This window comes from Sporosarcina ureae (genome assembly GCF_029267015.1).
GTDB lineage: Bacteria > Bacillota > Bacilli > Bacillales_A > Planococcaceae > Sporosarcina > Sporosarcina ureae_D.
In genome coordinates this window covers 1-25716 of the sequence record NZ_JARIEA010000029.1, presented here as the reverse complement: position 1 = coordinate 25716, position 25716 = coordinate 1, and the positions used below count along the sequence as shown (strand labels likewise).

Below are 25716 nucleotides of genomic sequence, written 5' to 3'. Positions count from 1 at the left end.
AGGTCGATTAACGTCACTATCAACTATACAAACAACTTAGCTCATAGAAAAACCACCATGTCCTAAACTCCAGGAGATGGTGGTTTCGCTGATTATTTAGTTTACAAGAGTTGCTAAATCTGAACGGATCCAGCCGTATGGTTCATTGGTTTGTGTGCTTGGGTTGATGTCCATGTGCACTTTGTACCAAACAAAGCCGTCTGCACCGGTTGTACGATCTGTCACTACTAGTGGGTAGCCGAATGCTGCTAGATTACCTGGATGTTTAGGCTTATAAGAGAATAGAATATTATTCTTATTAGCTGCATCTGGGCTTGTCCGGATATTAACTGCTGTATTGCCTGTATATGAAATCACAGCCAATTGTGCTTGGTTCGCATCTTTGTTGCCTAGGAACTGATCGATGCGCCACATATGACCTGCGATCTTACTACCCCAGAAAGGATCGGATGCATACTTCATATTAAATCCGACTGCCTTGTTGCCGGGAGCTGCGCCATTTGCATAAGCACCGAGTGGATTCGCATAGTTTAAGTTGATGTAGCGAGTAATGAATGCATCGACACTTCTTGTTGGATTACCATAGACTTCGCCTTTATCAGGTGAAGAGTCGAAAACGCGGATACCGAAAATATTGTTTTTCTGCTGTGCGTTGCCGCTCATCCCGTAATCACTTTCATGAATCGCTGTCGCTAATATGAACATTGCATTGACGTTATGCTTTTTCTCCATCTGTTTCACATACGTTCCAAGTCCGATTAATTTCGACTTCGAAGTAGCATTTTTATAGCGGGCAATACCTGTTTTTTGTCTAGCAAGTAATGCATTGGAGATGAAACGATCCAGTTCCTGTCCAGTGTAAGTGGAGGGTTGGCGTACCGATTGGAATTGGAAGTACGGATAATACGTAATAGTCGTTGCACCGTTTAATTCTGTAAAGTGGACACCGTCGTTACTCGTATACGTTTGTCCTTTTTTCATTGTCGGAGAAGCAGGGCCTACTGTATACTCTGCGTAACTCCCTTTATATTGTTTTGTCTTACTATCGTATGTACGATAATAAGGTTGGTGAATGAGTAAGCCGTCATTTGTTACTTTGTACTGACTTGCGCCTGTAGATAGTTGAGAAGGAATTAGGTCGATTTCTGCGTGCTTCGCATAATATGTATAGCCACCTACTTCTACTACTACACGTTCTGGGCTACTGCCTACATAATCCAGTTCATAACCTTTCTGGACATATGTGACTTCATTTTTTAATGAAGTGTCGCTATATAGTGACGTATACTGCTTAGGGTTTTCCGAAGCAAACGCCTGACCTGACTTCATCTTAATAATTTTATTATTAACGGAAATCGTCTGAACGATAGAAGAAGCGTTATACGCCGCCAACGCATCTTCAAATGTGATGTAGGACTCATCCGTGACATTCAGTTGACTATTGGAAATCGAACTGACTTTATGCACTTTAGGATTTTCCGTACCGCCAACGTTTGTAGGAGGGCGAGTACTACCTTTTCCGTCAGCGACTGCGAACATCCGGAATAGAAAAGCAGAAGCATGTGCAATCGTTGCGTTACTTGTTGGTTTGAAATATCCTTGATCACCTCGTATGATATTCAATGAAGAAGCTGCTGATACAGCGGGTACGAAGTTCGATGAAATTTTCTTGCTGTCTTTAAATTGAACCGTAGTAGATTTGATTGGAATTTCTAGGAAACGAAATGCCTTAAAAATCATTCCGGCCATTTGTTGACGTGTAATCTGCTGATTCGCTTTGAATGAACCGTCAGGATAGCCAGCTAAAATTCCAGCACCTGCAGCATTTTGAATCTCAATTGTACGGGAGTGGTCTGCTTTCAAGTCATTAAAGGTATAGCGTGTCGAAGTAGGTAATTCCAACGAACGTGCGAGATAGGAAGCGAATTCCCCTCGTGTAACCGCTCGATTTGGATAGACATTCCCTTTTGAGTCCTTTTGGATTACGCCTTTATCTACCCAAAATGTCAGCTCTTGCTGCATCTGATGACCTGAGAAGTCATTTGCACTCGCTACCGGTGTGAAGACAGGAGAAGCTACCAAGAGCAATAGTGTCAGTAATGTTATCAAACGTTTCAAATCAAAACCTCCTATATAAATCTCCTACTATTGTAGCAGAAAGTACTATAATAGGTAAGCATCATTTGGTATATTAATAGACTATTATTACACTAGACTTCTATAAAGTGACAGAAGTATATAGACAGATCGCAGCAGAAATACGGAATAAAGTGCGTATATACCTGCTTAATTTAAATTGCTAAATATAGCAATAAGCGACAATCTATAATTATTCGAAAAGATGCAACGAATGCTTTCACTATTCCGTCCTAGATAGTGATATAATGCAACAAGGAACTAGCAAGCGTAGAAAGGGTTTTATAGACTAATGAATATATGGAAACAGCGATTGGAAAAACAATCCACAAGTACAATATTGGTTGCAGTAGCTGTGATGCTCATTGCATTATTGCTGCCTTCAAAAATAGCATTGCTCGGCACGACCTTATTTTTTGTCTTATTTTCGATTATTAAACCACAGCAGAGTATTCTGTTTCTGGTCATCTATGTGAATATCCGACCTTTTTTGCTGGAAGTGAACAGCGGCCTGAAGTTAATAGGGGATTTAGTAATCTTTGTCGTATTTGCATGGACATTGTTCCACTACAGACATAATATTCGTTCTCTATTTACATTCAAATGGTTTGAATGGTCTTATTTCGCTTTTATTTTATTTGGCTCAATCATAGGATTCTTACATGATGTCACAACAACATCCATCATTTTCCAAGTTCGTACGTTTTTGATTATGTATTTGCTTTACTATACGATTTCAAGAATGAATCTGACGAACAAGTGGTTACAGCAGCTTGCATGGGTGACGGTCTGGTTGAACATTATCATGTCGCTTCATGGTTTAGTAGAAAAACTGTCTTTGCGTCAGTTACTGCTACCGGAAGAATGGAAGTATAAAGTTTTATCTGCAACAAACGCTGTGCGTATTTACGGATTGACGGGCAATCCGAACTCTTTGGCCTTATCCTTATTCTTCGGACTCATTGCGGTCGTCTATTTGCAACACGTTTATCAGCAGAATAAATACAAATGGACATTCCGTGTATTACTCGTATTGTTCTTTGGTATTCTAGTTCTTACCTATTCAAGGGGGACTTGGATTTCGGCAGTTATGTTTGGCGTCGTATTCATTCTTATGACGAGAAAATGGTATCTATTGAAACGACTAGTAATTGCCGGAGTTGCATCTATTATTTTAATTTATTATCCAGTAAACTTGGCTGTTCAATATATCCAAGAGTTAGGTGTGGAAGTAGAACAGAAGCCTGACGGTGCAGGAAGTATCGGTGGGCGCTTCGGAGAGACATTTGATGAAAAGAACTTGGCACTCATGACAGAGAGTGGACGTTTCTTCTATATCCGTAAAGGATTTGAGATCTTTGGTGATCATCCTATAACGGGAACAGGATTTGGATCGTTCGGAGGTTCCGCCACGTTATCTTACGGTTCACCGATTTATGATCACTATGGCATTAGCTCGGATATATACGGTGGGAAGTACTTCTATTCCGATAACCAGTATATTCAAGTGATTGCGGAGACTGGTGTGATTGGCGTATTGATTTTCGCGGTCTTCTTGCTTAGCATGTTGTGGTTCTTCTGGAAATCACGCCATACGAATTTCGGTGTGTTGATGATTGCACTGTGGTTCTCGACCGGTGTTTCTGGAATGTATTATAATATTTGGGAACTTAAAATGTACACGTTGTTTTACTTTATCTTGCTTGGCGCATTTGTTGCGTTTAGTAAGCATCAGCAAGATACATCAAAACCTACGAATGGATAATCCATTTGTAGGTTTTTTCTTTTGGGTTGAGTAATTGGAGGGGGCGTTGATCTGCGTTCCGGTTATGGTATCATTTATAATTCAAGCCTAGAGGGGTGAGGTGATCATAGAATCACGTTGAGCGCTCTATGTTGTCCGGCGACCGCTCATAGAATTGGCGTAACTGCTCTATACTGGTGGCTGACCGCTCATAGAGACGTGTTAATCGCTCTATCACGCCGTGCAGCCGCTCATAGACACCAAACGAATTTACCAAAAGTCATCTTTAATTTGCAAATTCCCCCTTTCTTTCTACCTTTTTCGTCCAAACGGTACATGAAAACATAGGCATTATTTGATAGACTAGAGATTGATAAAGAGTAGAAAAGGTGGAGTTGTGTTATCGGACAAAATACTTTGCTGTCTCGCACGAAGCGGAATGTAGTCATTACCGCTATGTCGGCAGCTATGCTAATCTCGTTGCCATTTTCAGCGGCAGCCAGCACAAAGGTCGTTTCTAGTTACCCTGTGTCTTCTGGTGTTACATATTCTCACTATACATATTCAGCAAGCAGTCACATCAATCACATCGGCGTTGATTTAAATGATCCATTCACGAAATTGAAGATGGGCCTTCCTTCGCCTATTTCGAAGACAGCTCCTACATTAACTTTGGCGAATCGTGATTCGAAAGAAGGGCATAGAGTAGTAGGGGCAGTAAATACTTCGTTCTTCGATATGAAAACTGGTGTGCCAATGTATTTGCTATCTGAAGGCAATGAAATTGTAAACGGTGGTGTCATCTCGAGTTCGAACTCTTACTATGTCAGCCAACCGATTGCATTTGGCGTGACGAAAGATGGCCTTTCGGAAATTGATTACTTCAATTTAGGAGTCGAAGTCGGCGTTCATGGCAGTGTTTTTCAAATGACAGGTCTTAACCGTGAACGACAAGCCGATGAAACGATGATCTTCACACCGCAGCATGTGAAAAACACGACAGGTTCGAATGAATACGGAATTGAATTGGTCGTTGAAACGAATGAACCGATTACGTCTACACATTATGGCCAGCAAGTGCAAGGTAACGTTGTGAAGGTACGTGGCTATGGAGATAAGAACCCTATCACGATTCCAAAGAATGGCTTTGTTGTTTCCATTCACGGCAAAAAAGGTTTGGAGCGCTTTAAATCAGTGACTGTCGGGGATTCTCTTTCATTGAAACTATCAATTGATGATAAATGGAAAGACTCCGAATTCATGATGGCGAGTGGTCCGATGCTTGTTAAAGACGGAAAACGTCATATCACAATGGATACAAATAATGCGCGAGCTACAGCGAAGACAGCAAGAACCGCTATTGCTATTAGTAAAGACAAAAAGCAAGTTCAAATGGTGACGGTTGATTCGAGAGCTGGATACAGTAACGGCATGTCGTTAACACAATTCGCCGATTATTTAGTTTCACAAGGTTATGATCGTGCGTTGAACTTTGATGGTGGCGGATCAACTACGATGGGAATTCGCAATTATGGTAGTAACCAAGTAGTATTGGCTAATCGTACATCCAATTCCTCTCAACGTAGCACTTCAGCTATTCTTGAAGCGGTAAGTACTGCACCAACAGGGCAACCAGCCTATGTAAGTGTATCTCGCCCTCAAATGGGAGAAATGCTAGTAGGCGCAACTGCTGATTTGAAAATTAATCACGTATTGGATGCATATTATAATCCGTTAGTACCGAACGCTTCCCAGTTGAAAACAACATCTGCAAAGGGAACTGTTGAAGGGACGGGTCTAACGTATAAAGCTATTCAACCAGGAGTAGACCGCATGAGCGTCAATTATGGATTAGCTGAACAATCCTTCCCGATTACAGTTGTTGATCAGCCAGCGAGACTTGAAGTGAAAGCTTCGGCGACAAGCGTCAAGCCGAACGAGAAAATTACCTTTACAGCTACTCCGACAGACGCATCTGGTAAACCGATCATTTATCAGCCAGAACAATTAACGTGGAGTGTTGCAGGGAATATTGGATCGATCACTACTTCCGGAACGTTTGCGGCAACAAAAGCTGGAAAAGGACAAGTTCAAGCGACTCTCGGTAAGAAAGTGATTTCTGTACCCATTGAAGTGAAGTCAACTGAAGCTCCACCTGTCGTTGATCCACCGACACCCGTACCACCAATTGTAGAAAATCCAAGTACTGAGTTATTTAAAGATGTGCCATTGTCTTATGCGTACGCAACTGAAATCTACTTCTTACGCGATCGCGGTATAATTAATGGAGATACGGACGGGACATTCAACCCTGGTAATACGTTATCAAGAGAGCATGCGGCAGTCATTTTAAGTCGAGCTTTCAATTTACCACCCGTTGAACAAGCACGTAGAGAGTTCAGTGATGTTCCCAAAACACATCGTTATTACAATGAAATCAGTGCGATTGCGAATGCCAATATTGTAGGCGGTCATTCCGATGGGACGTTTAATCCGACAGGACAGCTGACTCGTTCACAAATGGCCATGATTTTAGTGAAAGCTTATAAGTTAGAAGGGGAGTCTGCACAGAAATTCATTGACGTATCTCCGCAACACGGTGCATACAAGCAGATTCATATTCTAGCTAATCATGGAATTACAACTGGAAATGAAAAAGGCGAGTTCATGCCTGGTAAACCAGTCAACCGTGCACAATTTAGTGCGTTCCTCTATAGAAGTATAGCGAAGTAATTATAGAAGCCTTTCAATCGTTGCATGTCAACGGATTGAAAGGCTTCCTTGTCTTTTAAATACAATAAAAAAGGCTACTCTGCTATACTTGAAACAAATGACCTGTAGAGGATGGTTGAAATTGAGAATAGGAATAGTAGGAAACTATGGAAACGACAACAATGGCGATGAGGCCATTTTATTAAGCATTATATCGCAAGTCACATCCACTTTTAACGTGCCGAGTGATGTGATTACCGTATTCAGCAATAATCCTGAGCAAACAGCGAAACGCTATCAAGTGATGAGCGCACCTTTGTATTATAGAAAAGGAAGCTCAGTGAAAACATTTGGCGCAACGTATCTTAAAAATAAAAAGATCGTTAAAACATTTGACTTACTCATTATCGGCGGTGGCGGTATTCTGATGGATCTGTATAAAACAGAAGCCCCATTATACGGCTCTTATGCGATGATGGCGAAAAATTCTGGCGTTCCTTACGTTGTGTACGGCTGTGGAGCAGGACCTCTCAATAGCGAATTAGGTAAATGGTTTATTCGTTTTATGAGCAAGCATGCAAACAGTATTTCGGTAAGAGATCCTGAATCAGCAGAACTACTGAAATCAATTGGTGTGAAAAAATCTGTTGAAGTAATAGGGGATCCAGCATTTTCCTTAAAACAACAACGCAAAGAAACATCCGACAAGCCATTGAAAATTGGCGTAACAGCTGTCCCATATTACCACGCGGGCTACTGGCCGGAGAGTAAAGAAGAAATTTACCAACAGTATATAGAAGGAATGGCAAGAAACTTGGACGAATTAGCAGCGCAGCAACCCGTCGAGATCACATTCTTTGCCACCAAATTCCCTCAGGATGCCGATGTAACAAAAGATATTCAAGCTCTAATGAAAAAAGCGGAACAAACAACCATTATCGACCACAATCTTTTACCGAAAGACTTATTAGAAATTACAGCCGAACAAGACATATTAATCGGTACAAGACTACACTCCCTGATTTTGGCGACGTGTACATCAACACCTATCATCGCTGTCGGCTATCACCACAAAGTAACAGACTTCATGAAACTAGCAGATCTAACGGAAGTATCCATTCCAATTGGCGAAATGCATAAAGCAGACAACCACTTCTCCAAAGCCTTCGAATCTCTGGCTACAGACTGGAAAGAAACATGCGCCAAAACAGAAAAACTTTCTACTTCTTTATATGAAGAAGCAATGAAAGGCACAAAACAATTTACTGCAGCTATAAAAAAGAACAAATAAAAAAACTGGAGACCAATCCTGCATTAAAAGGATTGGTCTCCAGTTTTTTTGAAGAACGTTCTATCGATAGAAAAATACACTAGTTGATCGTAAGTGCAAGGCGGCGACTCCCGGAGGATCAGCGTGCGCTTTGAGACCCCGCAGAAAGCGTCCGCCTGGAACGTCGATCAACGGTGCCATCCCATTCACTCTATCTGTTTTACTTAAACTAACTAATGCTTAAAACCCTAAAAGCGCACGAACCTCATTCAAATACGTCTGACTAACCGGCAGCTCCGTACCATCTATTAGCTTAATCACAAGATTGGAAGAGAAGTCCCGCGAAATCTTCTCGATACAATTCATATTAATAATATACGAACGATGAATCCTCAAAAAACACCTAGGCAGACGAAGATGCAAATCCTTCAACGTAAAGCTGATATTATAACTCTCACCTGCAGTGTAAAACCACGTCTTCTTATGCAAACTCTCTATATAACTAACTTGATCTAAAGGAATAGGGAACCACTCATCATTTTTCTTGCCTGTTAAGAACTGTAACTGATCCTTCTTTAGTACATGGAAGTTAGGCGGTAGAATAATGATTAACGCTCCTTTATCGCCTTGTACATCAATAGGATAACCAATACCGAAGTACGATGTACCATATAGAGTGTTGTCCATGACTACTTCCACTTTGCGTTGCTCATTGATGGTGATTTCAGCAATACTGCCTGTTTGAATGTGCTGACCTTCTTTTAAATGAATATCATGCATGCCTGGAACGTAGTAGATATAGTGATCAGAAACCGCGATCGCTATAGAGGCGTCTTTTGGCACCCAGTCCTCTAATAAAGCAGCGTATTGATTGAGAATATTTTTTGGGATAGCGGTATTTGACATATTTTTCATATAAACCCCTTTTTATATAGTTAATTTCCAATGTATGCCCTTTCATCCATTCTACCATTCTTTCATCCATGAAAAAAGCCTTTTTGTCGAAATGAACTGACAATTCCGACGCACTGTTATATAGTAATAACTAACGAAGGAAGCTGTTATGAAACAGACTGTAACAGTTACCAGTCGAAAAACCTGGAAGGTGTGAAGTTATAATGTCAACTAGACAAGAACAAATTGCACAATTAGAGAAAAGCTGGGCCGAGGATAGCCGTTGGAAAGGAATCAAACGTAACTACTCTGCTGAGGATGTAGTTAAACTAAGAGGTTCACTTCTAATTCAAAATACACTAGCTGAAAAGGGTGCTGCTCGCCTTTGGGAATCTCTTCATGAAGAAGATTTCATTAATGCACTAGGTGCACTAACGGGTAACCAAGCAGTTCAACAAGTAAAAGCTGGTCTACAAGCAATCTACCTAAGCGGATGGCAAGTTGCTGCTGATGCAAACCTTGCAGGACAAATGTATCCTGACCAAAGTTTATATCCAGCAAACTCTGTACCTGCAGTTGTTAAGCGCATCAACCAAGCACTTCAACGTGCTGACCAGATCGACCATGCAGAAGGCCGTGAAGACGGATTTAACTGGTTCGCTCCAATCGTTGCTGACATGGAAGCAGGTTTCGGTGGTCCATTGAACGTCTTTGAATTGATGAAAGGCATGATCGAAGCTGGAGCTGCTGGTGTTCACTTGGAAGACCAATTAGCATCAGAAAAGAAATGTGGACACTTGGGTGGTAAAGTACTTCTACCAACTCAAAACGCAGTTCGTAACCTAACAGCTGCACGTCTAGCTGCTGACGTACTTGGTGTTGATACAGTAATCATCGCTCGTACTGACGCTGACGCTGCTGACATGGTAACTAGCGACATCGATCCAATCGACGCTCCATTCATCACTGGAGAGCGCACGAACGAAGGATTCTTCAAAACTACTCCAGGTATCAAACAAGCAATCGCACGCGGACTTGCTTATGCTGAATACGCTGACCTAGTTTGGTGTGAAACTTCTCACCCATCACTTGAAGAAGCTCAAGAATTCGCTGATGCAATTCACGCGAAATTCCCTGAAAAAATGCTTGCGTATAACTGTTCACCATCATTCAACTGGAAAGCGAATCTTGATCAAGAAACAATCGCGAAGTACCAGGTTGAACTTGGTAAGATGGGTTACAAGTTCCAGTTCGTAACACTTGCTGGTTTCCACTCACTAAACCACAGCATGTTCGAATTGGCTCACGGTTACAAAACTCGCGGAATGGCTGCTTACTCAGAGCTTCAGCAAGCTGAGTTTGAAAACGAAGCAAAAGGATATACTGCTACTCGTCACCAACGTGAAGTTGGAACAGGTTACTTTGACGAAGTTACACAGGTTATCTCTGAAGGCCAATCTTCAACAACTGCTATGTCTGGTTCAACTGAAACAGCACAGTTCTAATTGTACGAATGGTTTACCGAATGTGACTTTTGGGAGAAAGTCTCATTCGTTGAAGCAAAGGGGTATTAATATGATAACGGGGTCACAACATCTTCCAGTAGATGAAGTGAAAGGTGGGAGGGAATTGGGTGTATATCCAATTCCCTCTTTTTCTTTTGTTTGAAAAATTTAGATAGTTTGTATAGTATTAAGGCGACGTACTTCATTAAGAGGAGGAATAATATGATGAGAAATAAAGAAATGTTGTTAATTCCTGGACCGACTCCGGTAGTAGATTCTATTTATGATGCGATGGCAAGTGAAACGTGGTCACATACGGATCCGCGTTTCGTGAAAATCTATAAACATACTATTGATCAGACAAGAGAGATATTCAACACAGACGGAGAAGTATTCGTAGTTGCCGGTTCTGGAACGATCGGAATGGAAATGGCGATTGTCAATACGGTGGCAGAAGGTGAAAAACTTCTCGTCGTGAGCCAAGGATACTTTGGAGATCGTTTCATCAAACTGGGACAAGCGTTTGGAATTCAAGTCGATGTATTACAATCTGAATGGGGGCAGCAAGTATCTCCTGAAGAGATCGACAAAAAGTTATCTGAAGGCAACTATAAAGCTGTTACTTTGACACACGCGGACACTTCAACAGGCGTGAAGATTGATTTGGAATCCGTTGTACCTGTGATTAAGAAGCACGACGCTCTTGTCATTGTAGATGGTGTTTGTGCAACGACTGCGATGGACGAAGATATGAGTAAAGAATATGGCGGAGCAGGTAACACGATTGATATCGTATTGACTGGATCGCAGAAAGCTATTGGTGTGCCACCCGGCATTGCATTGGTCGCATTTAATCAAAAAGCTTTGGATGCACGCGCCGCTATGAAACGTGTGCAAGCATACTACTGCGATATTTATAATTGGCTACCTGTCATGCACGATCCATCGAAATATTTCGCAACGCCTGCAGTCAACTTAATCTATGCGCTAGAAGAAGGTTTGCGTATCGTATTGGAAGAGGGAATAGATGCACGCATTGCCCGACATAAAGCGTTCGGGCGCGCTGTACGACAGAGTCTAGCAGTCTACGGAATGAATGCAATCGCTTCAGAAGAAGTAGCGGCACCAACGCTGAGCTGCATTTTGTATCCTGAAGGTATCGATGACGCGAAGTTCCGTGCGGCAATGGCGGAGAAAGGGACGGTTCTATCCGGCTCACTCGCTCACTTAGCAGGGAAGGCATTCCGTATCGGACATATGGGGAATACTACGGCGGATATGTTGGAGAAAGCTGTTATGCAAATAGGTGAGACGCTGAGCGAAATGGGACGTGAAGTGGATATTTCTAAAGCGCAAGAAGTTTTCGCCAAAGAGATTAGTCAGCTGACTGTATAATATAATGATCCGTTATGAGAGGTTTGCTTCTTATAACGGTCTTTTTTTGTCTTAGTAAGTAGGGGAGACAGGAAGTGTGTAGGGTGGTTCGGGTAGTTGTTTTTACTCGTTGTTGAAGTGCTGTCGCATTACGTTTCTGTTAAGAGTGCGTAAGAAGCGGCAGTGGGTTGTAATTCTTGCACGTGCATTTTCTGTTTCCTGTTTGAGCAGGAGGTTGTGGTTTAGCTGCCTATGTAAGTGGAGAGTTCATTGTCCTCACTTCGGCGCTGGTGGATGGCTTTCGCGCTGAGCCATAGACAGGAAGTTCGCCTGTCTTTGTCTCAGCGCTACGCCTACCACAGCAGGCGCCTTCGTTAGATCGTGTGTAGGGCAGTTCCTACACTACCTTCGCAAGAAATACATAATAGATATCACGATGTCACTGATCTTTTACCTATTAGAACCCTAACCGAAATAAACACCACTCAGTAGCGCAGGCACAACTGCGGGGTAGGCCGTGGCCCTGAGACAACTGGCAGCACCACCGCCAGCTGGCTCAGGGCTGTAGGCAATCCCCCACGTGCCTGCGCGAGTCCAGAAAGCAGACACTCACTAACTTGAGTGCCTAACCACGCGTCGAGCAACGTCCCCAACAGAAATTAACAAAGTCGCGCAACCGCATAGTCGTTCCACCAACCGCACTTCTAAGTCGGATACTATATGCACTTTCTCAGTTTACTAGTTTCATGAAAACCGCAAACTAAAAAATGACCACACAACCGGCATTCATTCCATAAAAAACCTCCTAGAACATATCTAGGAGGGGAGAGACATTATTGTTTGCTGTAATACTGGTATAAACCTGTGTAGATGGCATCAGCATAAATATTCAAATACTGCTCGCTAGTCAACTTCGCATAGTCCTGAGAGTTTGTAATAAAGCCTAACTCTACAAGCACAGCTGCTACGTTATTATTCTTGATTACATAAAAACCTTTATTCTTCACGCCGCGATCAGACATATTGGCTTTTTGCACAATATTACGCTGAATGAATGAAGCCAAATCACGGCTTTCTGTTGCGTTTATGTTGGAAGAAGAATCATAGAAAACTTCTGTTCCTTTTGCTGCAAAGCCAGCAGAGTTCACATGAATCGCGACGAAAGCTTCTGCATAATTCTTCTTAGCGAAATCTGTACGTGCTTGCAATGAATAATACGTATCATTCGAACGCGTCATCAATACTTTGGCTCCCGCATTCTTTAACTTAGCTTCCACTTTCTTGGATACATTCAAAGTGATAGCCTTTTCTGTCTGACCATTCTTGCTAGTACCTGGGTCATGTCCGCCGTGCCCTGCATCAACAACGATGATGCGGTCTTTCAGTGGGTTACCTGTTTGATTCAATAACTTCAAATACGTCTTGTGTACATAACCTGTTGTACTGCCTGTGCGGATCTTTGCCCAGTAACCAGACGTAGACAGGACTTCTACTTTCTGACCGGCTTGTAGCTTACCAACAGTTGGTGCACTGGAATTACCTGCAGAACGCATATTTAAATTATTTACCGTTACTTTACCCATTGTTTTCGCAACAGGCGTTGGAGTCGGTTTTGGTGTTGTGACAGGTGGTGTTGGAGTCGGTTTATTTGGTGTCGCATCATTTATATTAGTAGTCGTGAAATATTCATGAATATATCCTTCTACTCCGTTAATATTTACTTTCAGCCATGTAGTTGTACTGCCAATTACTTCTACCAATGTACCGTTAGGCAACACGTGGATAATAGCAGAAGACTCGGAAGGTGCACTGCGCACGTTCAGTGGATCTGTATCATCACCAGTTGCTACGCGTACATACTTTACGCTAGATTGCTGGTCAGGAGTTTTAACAGTCAATGCAAATTGCTTGTCCATTGCGCGTGCAACGAATAATGCAAATTGCTTACGTGTTAACTTATTGTTTGGCAAGAACTTCTTGTTGTCGCCTTGTGTAATACCTGCATAATACAAACCGTTGATACGATCAGCGTATTTGTGGCTTTTTACGTCATCCATGCCCAAAGGTTTTTGGCTCGTGACTTTTTCGGATAAATTGAACGCTACAGACATAGCATAGGCCATCTCATCGCGTTTAATTTCTTCGTTCGGTTTAAAGTTATTTGCGTCAGTATTAGGGAAGAATCCTTTTTGAAGCGCGATATTAGCAAACTTGTATTGTTCACTAGAAGGCTTCAAACCATTGACCTCCATATTTTTCAACTGTGTATCTTGTGTTCCAGTTGCGATGACAAGCATTTTGGCAACATGTGAACGTCGTAAATTGTCTTGCGGATTAAATTTAGGAGTTTGATTAATAATACCTTTTTCCGCTATGTAATGAACTTCTTTGAAATATTCACTGTTAGTGGGGACGTCGGAAAACTTAAAGCTTGCCAATGACTGGAGAGGTGAGAGAGCTAAGATGGTGAGCAGCAACAGTCCAACTGTTGCCCATTTAAATTGTTTCATGAGATCCTCCTCGAATATATTATTTGTTACTAGACTCATAGGTTCATTTTACCAGTAAAGAAAAATGATTACTAGATGTTTTTGTCATGGTTCGTAAAATAGTAATATCTCTTGAATGATTCTTCATTACTACTCATGGATAGTTAATACGTAGGGGGCATATATGTGAATTCAGAGAAAACCGAATGCTCTAGTTAGAACATTCGGTAGGGGGAGTTAATTATTGATACGGTCGATGAATTTATGTAGTTGTCCAACTGATACTTTATCTGTCAAACCAAACGTTCCATCTCCATAACCAGTTGTAATTTCATTGTAGAATAAGATGTTAATGTATTCTGTTGCCCAGTGACCGTTCGGAACATCAGAGAAGTTCGCGATAGCAGAGTGTCTAAGTTCAAATGCTTCGACTAAAACTTTTGCTAGTTGAGCACGAGTCAATTCTTTATTCGGATTAAACTTCCCTGCGTCGCCTGTGAAAATCTTCGCCTCAGCTACTGCAGCAATTGCTTTATAATGTTTATTGGATTCATCGACGTCATCGAATGTGACGTTAGCTGTTGTCATGTCGAGATCTAATTTCTCAGCCAATACTTGTGCTACTTCTGCACGTGATGCATAAACGATTTCTTTAACGGGTGCAGCAGCAGCAACTTGTGATTCTTCTTTAGTTACATTATCACTAAAGTCTGCTACACGACGAGCACCGATGTAACGGCTTTTCCAGTAGTATGGGTCGTCCAGTGATGATACCATTACGCCTTTACTTACAGAAGCGTGGATAAAGTTATTAGAACCTGAGTAGATTCCTACGTGTGATACACCGCGACCTGATGTATTGAAGAATACCAGATCTCCAACTTCTAGATTGCTTTTGGAAACGGAAGTTCCAATAGCCATTTGTTGGCCAGTCGTTCTTGGGATAGAAAGACCTTCTTTATTGAAAACGTATTGTGTGAATCCTGAACAATCAAAAGCGGTTGGAGTTGTCCCACCTAATCGGTAAGGTGTTCCCATATATTTTTTCGAGGTATTAATTAATGATGTTGGTGAGTTTGCGGAAGCAAATTCTGGCACGAATGAAAAGAATAGTAGACTTGCCATAACTAGAGTTAATAGACGTTTCATGCTGATCTCAAATTCCCCTTTCGCACAATCACTGTTGCGCTTTGTAATCTAGGAATATATTAGCACTTATAAACGTGTTATTTATTACATTTATATTACAAGAGAATTACATGCCGACATATGAATGAAATGTTAGTACAAACGCCTAGTGAGTTATTTTAATGGTCTAAACAAATGAAATAATCAGTTAATGGTGAATGCAACAATATATTAGCGCGGTATGTGGTATAATCATCAACATATAAAAAAGCTAACTTGTATATGACAGTATGCAATAAAGGATGAGTTATTAGTGACTAAAGTAGTAGTATTCAGCAATATGTATCCTTCCGCAGAGCATCCTACCTATGGAATCTTTGTTAAAAACCAAGTGGAGCAATTAAAAAGTAATGGAGTAGATGTTCAAGTCATCGCCATTCATGATCCGGGTAAAGGAAAGATCGGAAAAATAATCAACTATCTATCATGGGGAATGCGATCCCTTCTATATGTAATACAACATAAAAATACAATTAACATCACGCATGCACATTACGCATTTCCTACTGGAATGGTTTCATTAATTGCAAAGAAATTATGTAAAATCCCTTATGTTGTCACAGTTCACGGTGGAGATTTGGATAAAATGGCTAAGAAGAGTGCGAGAATCGCAAATTTCACTAAAAGTATTTTGCAAGAATCCTCAGCCGTTATTACAGTAGGGGAGAAGTTGCGAAGTGATGTGATCAATGACTATGGCATTTCACCAGACAAAGTGGAAGTCATGAGCATGGGGGTCGATACGAGTATCTTTAAACCGATGGGTCAGGAAGAAGTTCGGCTTCTATTAGATGTACCGTTGAATGAACGTGTAATACTGTTTGTTGGGAACGTCATCGAAGCGAAGGGTGTTGTGGAATTAATAGATGCATTTGAGAAATTGCAAGAAACAAAGAATGATCTCCTTCTATATATAGTAGGTTCACAAAAGGACCAGCGCTTCGCGACGGAAGTGAAAAATAAAGTTATCCATAATGCGGATATCCGTTTTAAAAAACCAGTAAGTCAAACTGAGCTGGCGAAATGGATGTCAGCTGCAGATATCCTTGTACTACCGTCCTATCACGAAGGTTTTGGATTGGTAGCACTCGAAGCTCTTGCGTCAGGAGCCAAAGTCGTCGCAACAAATGTGGGCGGTCTTCCTTATTTATTGAAAGATGATGTGGGAACTCTCGTTGAACCGCGTAATGCGCAAGCTTTAGCTGCTGGACTCGAAGAAGCACTTGCAAATGAAGTGACAAGAGAGCAGCATGAAGTTACGCAACAAGTGATTCAGCAACATTCTTCAAAAGTAATCGTCAAGAGATTGAACGATATCTATGAACAGAATGGAAAGGGACCTTACAAATGAGTAAATTATTTAAGATCATCGGTGGGGTTGCCATTATCAATATTTTGGCAAGACTATTCGGCTTCGGTCGAGAAGTCGTCATCGGCAGACAGTATGGTACGTCTACAGTGGCGGACGCCATTGCGACAGCCTATACTATTCCGAACTTTATTTATCTAGTGCTAGGTGGAGCATTGACGACTGCATTTATATCAGTTTATCATTCCTCTAAGATGGACAAGCCGTTATTTGTCCGCAAGGCGTTTACGACGGTTGTGTTAAGCGCAACGCTTGTCACGGTAGTTATTATCGCATTGACGAATCCGATTTTGCACCTGTTCTTCAAAGAATTAAATGAAGAAGACTATACATTGGTACGAAATCTCTTCCTCTGGATGATGCCGTCTTCCATCGTGCTGGTCATGTCCACTTGGATGAGCGGGTTATTGAACATCAATGATCGCTTCCAGTTATCGAGTTTAGCGATCTTATTATATAACGCGACGTTCGTCAGTATAGGTTTTGCATTGACGAAATGGCTTGGGCCAGAATCGTACGGTGTAGGAGCGATGGTGAGTGCGGTTTTGATGGGGTTGTTCCTTTACTGGGGAATCAAACGTGCAGACTTGTCTTCACTGAAGCCTTCATTCGGCATGCCTACGGATATTAAAAGAATGTGGTGGCTGGCATTACCTATTTTATTCGGCGGCGCATCACTGCAGTTTTATTTCGTCATTCATCGGATTGCGGCAGGTGGACTAGGCGAAGGTGCGATTTCATCCATTAACTATGCATCCAAACTAACAGGCTTCCCACAAGCAATCCTCATGACGGCTGTTACAACGGTTATTTATCCCATGCTCGCAAAGAAAGAAGGCGAAGGGGATACGGATATGATTAAGAAGCTCTACAAAAAAGGTATGCTGTACATGGTCGTGCTGCTAGTACCTACTACCGTGTTCTGCTATATCTTTGCCGAGCCATTGATCCAGTTAGTATTCGGCTTCGATGAAAAATCCATCATTCTAACGGTGCCGGTGTTTAAAGTATTTGCTCTGTCGATGTTCTTCTTGGCAGCCAATACTTACATCACTCGTTTCTACTATGCAAAGGGCAACTCCATTATGCCGATTATCTTTAGTTTGATTAGTGTGTTCGGTATTAATATTGGGATCATCTATGCATTCGTCGATCAGATCGGCGCACAGGCCATTGCCTACGGTACGGTCATTAGTGCCGCGGTCAATTTCTTGTTGCTTGCAGGCTATGCTCGATTTAAATGGAAATTGTAATAACAGGAAAAGCTTCCGCTCAGTAAATTGAGAGGAAGCTTTTTGTGGTTTTATGGATTGTGTTTCCGTGAGAATCGACATAGGATGGTGGTTCTTTCACGTGCTTTTGCTGTTTCGTGTTTGGTCACAGGATTGTTGTTTAACTGGTAATGTAAGTGGAAAGTCCATTGCACCCACTACGGCGCTGGCGGATGGCTCATCGCTACGCCTACCACAGCAGTCGCCTTTGTTGAATCTTGTGTAGATCAGTATTTAGACTTCTTTCTCATGAAATATATATAGTAGATAGAACCACAACCAAAGTAAATAGTACTTAGTAGCACAGGCACAACTGCGGGGTAGGCCGTGGCCATGAGACATCTGGCAGCCCTACCGCCAGCTGGCTCATGGCTGGAGGCAATCCCCCACGTGCCTGTGCGAGTCCAGAAAGCAGACACGCACTAACTTCAGTACCCAATAACCAGTCGAGCAACGGCCCAACCATCCCAACGCTACAGCATAAAGAAGTTATCTTCACCGATTTTTTCATACAAGCCACTTCGTTTGAATAGGCTCACTTTCTCAGGAGGTACTCTTTTGAAGATTAGGCGCTTGTTCTGTCGCTTCGCTTCGTCGAGCATGGCAGAAAGGGCTGCTTCGCCTGTTGCATCAATAGCTGTTAGATTTTTCATGTCTAAAATGATCGTCTTCTGCCCAAGATTCAATAGTTCAGGATATCGATCCTCGAAATGTTTCGCTGTACCGAAGAACAAGGGACCAGAGATTTTAAACTTGATCAGCTCGGATTCATTTCCGGTAGACAACTTGAACTTTTCGACGTCGGTCAGTTTACTCTTTTTAATATCCAACGAGCCACTCATCTTACGTAAGAACGACAGGGCAGCGAGTAAAATACCGACTTCGACTGCGATCGTTAGATTCACGAATATCGTCAACAAGAAAGTCGTCAGTAGCACAATTGAATCCCCTGAGCGTAATGAAGCGATCTGGACGAAGGCTTTACGTGAACTCATATTCCATGCGACAAACATCAAAATTGGCGCCATTGCGGCTAGCGGTATATAAGATGCGTAAGGTGCAAATAGTAATAAGAATGCTAATACAAATAAACTTTGCACGACGCCTGATATCGGACTGACTGCCCCTGAGCCGATATTTGTGGCGGTACGAGCGATGGCGCCCGTAGCTGGGATTCCACCGAATAACGGCGTAATGATATTCGCTATACCTTGGCCGAATAATTCTTTCTTGGAATCATGCTTAGGAACTTTGCTTTTCATTCCATCTGCAACGACTGCGGAGAGCAAGGACTCAATCGCACCGAGTGCAGCAATGATTAAAGCGGGTTGCCATAAATTCACCAGTTTAGTAAATGTAATCTCGGGAAAATGAAAACTAGGTAAATGTTGCGGAATGCCGCCGTATGCTGTACCGATCGTTTCCACTTTACCTGGGAAAAACCATATCGAGCAGATCGTAGGAACTAGCAATGCAATGAGTAGCAATGGAACCTTAGGAGCGATCTTCGGTAAAATGAAGATAACGGCCAAACCAATTACGGCAGTCAAGATACTAAAGGTGTTGATGGTATGAAAATTATGAGCGATTTCTATCATGCTTTCATGGAAGAACTCTTTTTTCTCAACACCTGTTAATCCAAAGAAGTTTTGGAATTGGCCGGTGAATATAATGACCGCTATTCCAGCGGTGAATCCTATCGTCACTGATCGTGGCACGAAATGAATAAGATTACTGACACCGAGAAAGCTCATAATGACAAGAAGAATACCTGCGAGAAATCCAGCGATTAAAAGATCTTCGTAACCATATTGCAGTACAATAGCTAGTAATATGGGAATGAATGCACCTGTAGGGCCTGCAATTTGGTAACGTGAACCACCTAACAAGGCGACTAGAAGACCTGCGATAATCGTAGTATACAGTCCGTATTCAGGTTTTACACCGGAAGCAATAGCAAAAGCCATCCCAAGCGGAATGGCCACAATACCAACAGTAATCCCTGCAATTAGATCCTGCCGGAAGCCCGCTGCATTATAATGAAGATAACGTTGATCTTTGAACATAATTGTTCACTTCTTCCATTTGTAGAGTATATATACATCTTCTATTATACCGTATGCACAGAGGCTATACAAGGTGTGCATAAAGTGAAAGCGTTAGAAACAACTAATGCCAGATAAAGATATTGACAATCCGAATAATTGAACAGAATATAGTTTAGTGTTAAACTATATGATAGTAACAACAATAAAGGAGAGATATAGTATGGGCAGATTACAAGACAAAGTAGCATTCATTACAGGTGGAGCATCTGGTATGGGTGAAATGATGGTAAAGCAATTCACAACAGAAGGTGCGAAAGTAATTGCAGCTGACATCAATACAGCAGCACTCGAAGAAAAGTGGGGCGGTCAGGACAATATTTTCACTATCAAATTGAATGTAACTGAAGATGCAGAGTGGGAAGACGCAATGAAAAAAGCAGTCGATCACTTCGGTAAAATTGATATTCTTGTGAATAATGCTGGTATCTCAACTGAAAAAACTGTGGATCAGATCACGATTGAAGATTGGCGCAGACTTTCAGACATCAACAGCTTCGGTACATTCTTAGGTATGAAGCATGCTTCGAAATATATGACAGAAGCGAAAAAAGGTTCAATCGTTAATATTTCTTCATATACAGCTTTAATTGGCATGGGCTTGAATCCATACTCTGCTTCTAAAGGTGCAGTACGTGCGATCTCTAAAGCGGCGGCAGCGGAATATGGACATGCAGGTATCCGTGTGAACACAGTATTCCCAGGGGTTATCCAAACACCAATGGTTGCGAATCTTGAAGATTCTAAAGCACAGTTAGAAATGTTGATTAAAATGACTCCATTGCAACGTTTGGGTCAACCGGAAGATGTGGGGAATGCAGTATTATTCTTGGCATCGGATGAAGCATCTTATATTACAGGTGCTGAGCTTGTAATTGATGGCGGATATTCTGCACGATAATTAATTAAATACAAAAAACGGGTTGTCCTACAAGTCATTATGACTTACAAGACAACCCGTTTTTCATTGATTATTTCACATCTATAAAGCGTTTAAAGCCCATGAAGTGTGAGCTCCAATAAGAAGAATCTAATGAAGCAATTTCAATTTCTTTTGTACCCGCATGAATGAATTTATTGTCTCCAAGGTAAATACCGATATGTGAGATACCTGGTCGATATGTATTTTCAAAGAATAATAAATCGCCTACTACCGGATCTTTGATGAATATTGAACGGTTAAAGAAACCGATTGTATCTAGTCTAGGTACTTTCACGCCTGCTTGGTTGAATGCATAATAGATGAACCCACTGCAATCGAATCCTGCTGGAGTAACGCCTGCCCATACATAAGGTGTTCCTAGTAATGGTTGCGTAAGATCTACTAACTTTTTGCCAAGAGCTTGGTTAGTAGTAGGTAAACTTGGCTTAACTACAGGTGAGTTTGGCTTAACCACAGGGGCGCTTGGTTGAACTACAGGTTTGATTGACGAAAGGGAACCATGTAATGAATTAGTAGAAGAAACAGCTTTTGATGTGTTTACTTTATTTTCTACTACTAGTTTCTGTTTAACTTTGATATCATTAGAAGTAAGAGAATTCAGACGTTTCAGCTCGGTTACCGTAATCTTGTACTGATTGGAAATCTTGTAAAGAGTTTCTCCAGGTTGCACGATATGCGTTTTTGATGCAGCGGCCACGCTACCAACTGATATGCTTGTTGCAAGCATAAGAGAGGCGATCGCGGTGAGGGCAAATTTCTTCATTTCGGCGTATCTCCTTTAAGTATAATAGATTTGGTACTTTGTACTGCTGAGTATTATTCTTATATTAATGCTATAAACCTATCATACAATACTCTTCTGGATATTAAACGTATCTTTAGACTTATTTTTTGGTGATTATTTAATAGATTAATAGAATTAACGGATATGTAAGTACTATAAAATGAAGTTCTAATATAAAGTTAACAGTATAATAGAACTGTTTTTGTTTGCTTAAAGTTCTGCGTATCCAATAAAAAAAGCCCGTGAAAAATCCGTAATTATACGGATTTCTCAGGGCTATTCTATTGTTTAAGAACGTCCGATTGGCCAGTCAAATGGAATGGATCCAGGAGGAGAGTGCTTAATGATATCGATCATTGGTATCGTATACGCGAATAAAATCAATGCGATCGTAATACCAATCCACAAATACCAGTTCTCCAAAATCTTTGGTGTCTTTTCTGCATCTATTTCTTCTTCAGCGATTGGGTATTCTTCATAACCACGTGGTGCGAAGAATGCTAATTGGATGAAGATGTAGAACATTAATAGGATACCTATGAATAGAATCGTTCCACCGACAGCTTGCCACATTTGATAACTAATCCATGTTGCAACTTGATCTCCACCTGCGTACTCAGAGAATGCTGAACGACGAGGTCCACCTATCAAGCCTTGAATATGCATAGATCCTGACATGATTGTCATACCGATTACCCAAATGAATGTCTGAATAATTCCTAGTTTATTCAATTTAGGAGTCAAGCGGCGACCCGTCAAGTGAGGGATCAACCAGTACGCAATACCGAAGAACGTCAAGATAACTGTTGTTGCCACTGTTAAATGGAAGTGACCTGTAATCCAAATCGTGTTGTGTACAAGAGAGTTTACTTGGTGAGAAGCGTTGATGATACCGCCTGCTCCACCCGGGATGAATGCTACCATACCAACGAATGGCGCTAAGAAACGAACATCTTTCCAAGGAAGCTTTTTGAACCAGCCAAATAAGGATTTGTGACCTTTTCTTCTTCCTGTGATTTCAAATGTAGCGAATAAAGAGAATGCAGTCATCAATGAAGGGATGACAACCATGAATGTTAAGACTACTTGAATGAACTTCCAAGTGGGATCAATACCTGGTTCAGTCAATTGGTGGTGGAATCCGACTGGAATCGAAAACATCAACAATAGAATGAATGCAAGTCTTGCAAGTGAATCACTAAATAGCTTTCCGCCGATGATTTTCGGGATAATTGCGTACCAAGCCATATAAGCAGGTAATAACCAGAAATAAACTAGCGGGTGACCGAAATACCAGAATAATGTACGTGTCAATAATACGTTGACTGTTGCTACATAACCTAGAGACCAAGGTAAAATCAATACAATAACTGAGTACGCTACACCAAGAGTCGCAACGAACCACATAATCATGTTAATAACGACCATGAATGCAAGTAAAGGAGATTTTTCACCTTTATGAGCTTTCTTCCATACATATAATTGACGGAAGTTCGTGAACGCAGCAATCCAACTTCCTACTATAACTAAAGTCAGCCCAATGTAGAAAATAGGGTGTGCACGAAGTGGTGTATAGAATGTATACAACACAGAAGCTTGACCAGTTAAGATCATCCAAGCAGATAATACAGTACCAACCAACATGACCCAGAATGAAATCCAGCCCCACATTAATTGTTTGTCAGAGATCCCGACTGTTTTTCCCATAAGAGAAAACTGGAAACCGACGATGAAGAATGTTGTTAAAACCAGGCCGAGAATGACACCGTGCGTTGTTAAAATTGTGTAATAATCGATATTGAACGGTAATTTGTATTTACCTGATCGAACTAATGTCTGCAGTAGTCCCATTAATCCACCGACTAAAAGAGATACGAAAGTGACGTGCATGAAAGCCATATACAATCTGGATTCTTTTTTCGAGAAGTTAAATATCTGCATGGTTTAGTACACCTCCACTGTGCCGAACATCAGATGGTGTCCGATGCCGCAATATTCGTTACAGACGACCGTGAATTCGCCGCCATTTTTCATAACCGATTCGTAGCGACTGATATGTCCCGGCTCGACCATCATATTAACGTTTGTGCCCGCCACTTGGAATCCGTGGACAACGTCTTTACTTGTTACTTGGAATAGCACGGTGGAACCTTTTGGTACGCGGATCGTCTTAGTAGCTGTTCCGTCTTCCTCTTTACCGAAGTCGTAGTTAAATGCGGAAGCGACGATATTCACAACATATTTACCGTCAGCAACTTCTGTCAAACCAAGGTTCTCGGGTTGGAATGATTCGTTAGCTTCGACATTTTGTGGATCGATCGTTTCAATGTGACTTTGTGGATGTGTTCCTTTCCAGAACGCTGCAAAGCCGATAATGAGTAAGAATAATAACAATGATGCTAGACCGAATACAAGCCATACTTTTTCATACTTATGCAAGTGCATAGTGTTTCCTCCTTAAGTGCTAGTTATTATCTGGATATGAATAAACCGTAAGCGCCAAACCACATGACAAGAATAATGATACCTAAGATTAAAACCATGATTAATGTACCCTTTAAATTTGCCTCTTCTTTTGGTGGATTTGTAGAAGATACTTTTTTCTTGCTCAATACAGCCACCTCCTTGTCTTAAATTAATTCGTACTCTAATAATAATCCTAGAGAAGGAATAAAGAATTAGGGAAATCCCTATGAATAGGAAATAAGGTTTAATGTTCACAATATGTTCAATCACTTAACATGTATTTGACATACACATTTCATTGTTTTTGTGATTCGAATTGTAATGAAGAAACTAACGAAATAGTCCGTCAGTTGCATGGGGATGTAAAGGTGTAACAATGAGTACAACAGGGAATGCTATGTGAGTAAAAATGGTATTTATTGTTGACCATATGTGAAATTGAAATTACAATATAATAAGGTAAAACCTAGGAAGCCGGTGTGAGAAATGGAAAACATTAAGTGGATTAAAGTTGAAAGTCCTGAAGAAGGCGCGAAGAAAGTATTTACATTGATTTCTGAAGAACTTCAAAATGATAGATTGCATGTGCTTGGACTAGCTACAGGCAGCACCATGATCCCGGTCTATAATGAATGGACAAATTCAACGCTAGACTTTTCAAACGTAACAGCGTTTAACTTAGATGAATACGTTGGCATCGCAGCTGACAATCCAAATAGTTATGCATACTTTATGAACGAGCATTTATTCAGCAAAAAGCCGTTCAAGGAAACGCATATTCCAAACGGGATGGCAGAAGATTTGGATGAAGAATGTAAAGAGTATGAAAATCAATTAAACGCCCACCCATTAGATATTCAGCTTCTCGGAGTAGGGGAGAATGGTCATATCGCATTTAACGAACCAGGAACTCCGTTTGATTCTGTAACACATGTTGCGACATTGACGGATTCGACGCTTGGCGTAAACAGTCAGTATTTCGAAAATGACGACAAAATCCCGAATATCGCATTAACGATGGGTATTTCATCTATTACGAATTCGAAGAAGCTGATCATGATCGCGTTTGGTGAGAAAAAACGTGCGGCTATGGAGATGTTGAAAGCAGGCGAAGTAACAGCGGAGTGGCCGATTACGAAGTTGTTGCGCCATGATGATGTTGTCGTGATCACGGATTTACAGATTGATTGAGTAGTAAAGTTTTCTATTAAGGCTATTTCGAAGTTGCAAGACGACTTCGAGATAGCCTTTTTTTGTTTGGACAGAGTAAGTAGGAAGTGACGGTGGGTAGTGGTTTTGCGAGGGCTTTTCTTTTCTGTGTTCTGTGCGGAGGTAGCGGTTTGACTGGCAAAGTAAGTGGGGCGGTCATTGGCCCCACTTCGGCGGTGGTGGATGGCTTCCGCAATGAGCCAGACAGGAAGAGCACCTGGCTGTCTCATTGCTACGCCTACCACTGGCAGCCGCCT

Annotated in this window: 18 protein-coding genes; 9 read left to right on the top strand and 9 right to left on the bottom strand. The window is 41.4% G+C overall.

All coding sequences use genetic code 11. From position 1 onward, the window contains the following. Positions 1–96: 96 nt before the first annotated feature. Entirely contained in the window at positions 97–2118 is a 2022-nt protein-coding gene (locus Q7P97_RS04405) for an S-layer homology domain-containing protein (protein ID WP_303967099.1), read from the bottom strand. Positions 2119–2428: 310 nt separating this feature from the next. Between Q7P97_RS04405 and Q7P97_RS04400 the strand changes: the two genes are divergently transcribed. From Q7P97_RS04400 to Q7P97_RS04390, 3 genes are all read left to right on the top strand, one after another. Then, on the top strand, positions 2429–3901 hold the full coding sequence (locus tag Q7P97_RS04400) for an O-antigen ligase family protein (RefSeq protein ID WP_303967096.1): 1473 nt from the start codon (positions 2429–2431) through the stop codon (positions 3899–3901). 435 nt (positions 3902–4336) lie between these two features. Then, on the top strand, positions 4337–6613 hold the full coding sequence (locus tag Q7P97_RS04395) for an S-layer homology domain-containing protein (RefSeq protein ID WP_303967094.1): 2277 nt from the start codon (positions 4337–4339) through the stop codon (positions 6611–6613). Positions 6614–6734: 121 nt separating this feature from the next. Further along, a complete protein-coding gene (locus Q7P97_RS04390; RefSeq protein ID WP_303967092.1) occupies positions 6735–7883 on the top strand; it encodes a polysaccharide pyruvyl transferase family protein in 1149 nt (382 codons plus the stop codon). Between the two features lie 219 nt (positions 7884–8102). On the opposite strand, the gene Q7P97_RS04385 is transcribed toward Q7P97_RS04390, so the two are convergent. After that, positions 8103–8777 (bottom strand): LytTR family DNA-binding domain-containing protein, encoded by a 675-nt coding sequence (locus Q7P97_RS04385; protein WP_303967089.1) that lies wholly within the window; start codon positions 8775–8777, stop codon positions 8103–8105. Positions 8778–8980: 203 nt separating this feature from the next. Between Q7P97_RS04385 and aceA the strand changes: the two genes are divergently transcribed. Then, a complete protein-coding gene (gene aceA / locus Q7P97_RS04380; RefSeq protein ID WP_303967085.1) occupies positions 8981–10261 on the top strand; it encodes an isocitrate lyase in 1281 nt (426 codons plus the stop codon). A gap of 225 nt (positions 10262–10486) precedes the next feature. Beyond that, positions 10487–11656, top strand: coding sequence for a pyridoxal-phosphate-dependent aminotransferase family protein (locus tag Q7P97_RS04375; protein WP_303967140.1), 1170 nt, complete (start codon positions 10487–10489; stop codon positions 11654–11656). Between the two features lie 812 nt (positions 11657–12468). Here the strand turns inward: Q7P97_RS04375 and Q7P97_RS04370 are convergent. Further along, on the bottom strand, positions 12469–14145 hold the full coding sequence (locus Q7P97_RS04370; RefSeq protein ID WP_303967082.1) for an N-acetylmuramoyl-L-alanine amidase: 1677 nt from the start codon (positions 14143–14145) through the stop codon (positions 12469–12471). Positions 14146–14361: 216 nt separating this feature from the next. After that, a complete protein-coding gene (locus Q7P97_RS04365; RefSeq protein ID WP_303967079.1) occupies positions 14362–15273 on the bottom strand; it encodes a C40 family peptidase in 912 nt (303 codons plus the stop codon). Positions 15274–15565: 292 nt separating this feature from the next. Here Q7P97_RS04365 and Q7P97_RS04360 point away from each other — a divergent pair, with 292 nt between their 5' ends. Both Q7P97_RS04360 and murJ read left to right on the top strand, forming a co-directional pair. After that, positions 15566–16663, top strand: a complete 1098-nt coding sequence (locus tag Q7P97_RS04360; protein ID WP_303967076.1) for a glycosyltransferase — start codon at positions 15566–15568, stop codon at positions 16661–16663. Then, positions 16660–17934 (top strand): murein biosynthesis integral membrane protein MurJ, encoded by a 1275-nt coding sequence (gene murJ, locus Q7P97_RS04355; protein ID WP_303967074.1) that lies wholly within the window; start codon positions 16660–16662, stop codon positions 17932–17934. The genes Q7P97_RS04360 and murJ overlap by 4 nt, the downstream gene beginning before the upstream one ends. 491 nt (positions 17935–18425) lie before the next feature. Here murJ and Q7P97_RS04350 read toward each other — a convergent pair whose 3' ends face one another. Next, positions 18426–20018, bottom strand: coding sequence for a SulP family inorganic anion transporter (locus Q7P97_RS04350; protein WP_303967071.1), 1593 nt, complete (start codon positions 20016–20018; stop codon positions 18426–18428). A 202-nt stretch (positions 20019–20220) separates the two neighbouring features. Here Q7P97_RS04350 and Q7P97_RS04345 point away from each other — a divergent pair, with 202 nt between their 5' ends. Further along, positions 20221–20958, top strand: a complete 738-nt coding sequence (locus tag Q7P97_RS04345) for an SDR family NAD(P)-dependent oxidoreductase (RefSeq protein ID WP_303967068.1) — start codon at positions 20221–20223, stop codon at positions 20956–20958. Between the two features lie 70 nt (positions 20959–21028). Here the strand turns inward: Q7P97_RS04345 and Q7P97_RS04340 are convergent, their stop codons facing one another. From Q7P97_RS04340 to Q7P97_RS04325, 4 genes are all read right to left on the bottom strand, one after another. After that, a complete protein-coding gene (locus tag Q7P97_RS04340) occupies positions 21029–21763 on the bottom strand; it encodes a C40 family peptidase (RefSeq protein WP_303967065.1) in 735 nt (244 codons plus the stop codon). A 309-nt stretch (positions 21764–22072) separates the two neighbouring features. Next, positions 22073–23725, bottom strand: a complete 1653-nt coding sequence (locus Q7P97_RS04335) for a b(o/a)3-type cytochrome-c oxidase subunit 1 (RefSeq protein ID WP_303967062.1) — start codon at positions 23723–23725, stop codon at positions 22073–22075. A gap of 3 nt (positions 23726–23728) precedes the next feature. Then, positions 23729–24229 (bottom strand): cytochrome c oxidase subunit II, encoded by a 501-nt coding sequence (locus tag Q7P97_RS04330; RefSeq protein ID WP_085428352.1) that lies wholly within the window; start codon positions 24227–24229, stop codon positions 23729–23731. A gap of 26 nt (positions 24230–24255) precedes the next feature. Next, on the bottom strand, positions 24256–24396 hold the full coding sequence (locus Q7P97_RS04325; protein ID WP_232319539.1) for a cytochrome c oxidase subunit 2A: 141 nt from the start codon (positions 24394–24396) through the stop codon (positions 24256–24258). A 340-nt stretch (positions 24397–24736) separates the two neighbouring features. On the opposite strand from Q7P97_RS04325, the gene Q7P97_RS04320 reads away from it, so the two are divergent. Further along, entirely contained in the window at positions 24737–25441 is a 705-nt protein-coding gene (locus tag Q7P97_RS04320; protein WP_303967056.1) for a glucosamine-6-phosphate deaminase, read from the top strand. The last annotated feature ends 275 nt before the right edge of the window (positions 25442–25716 follow it).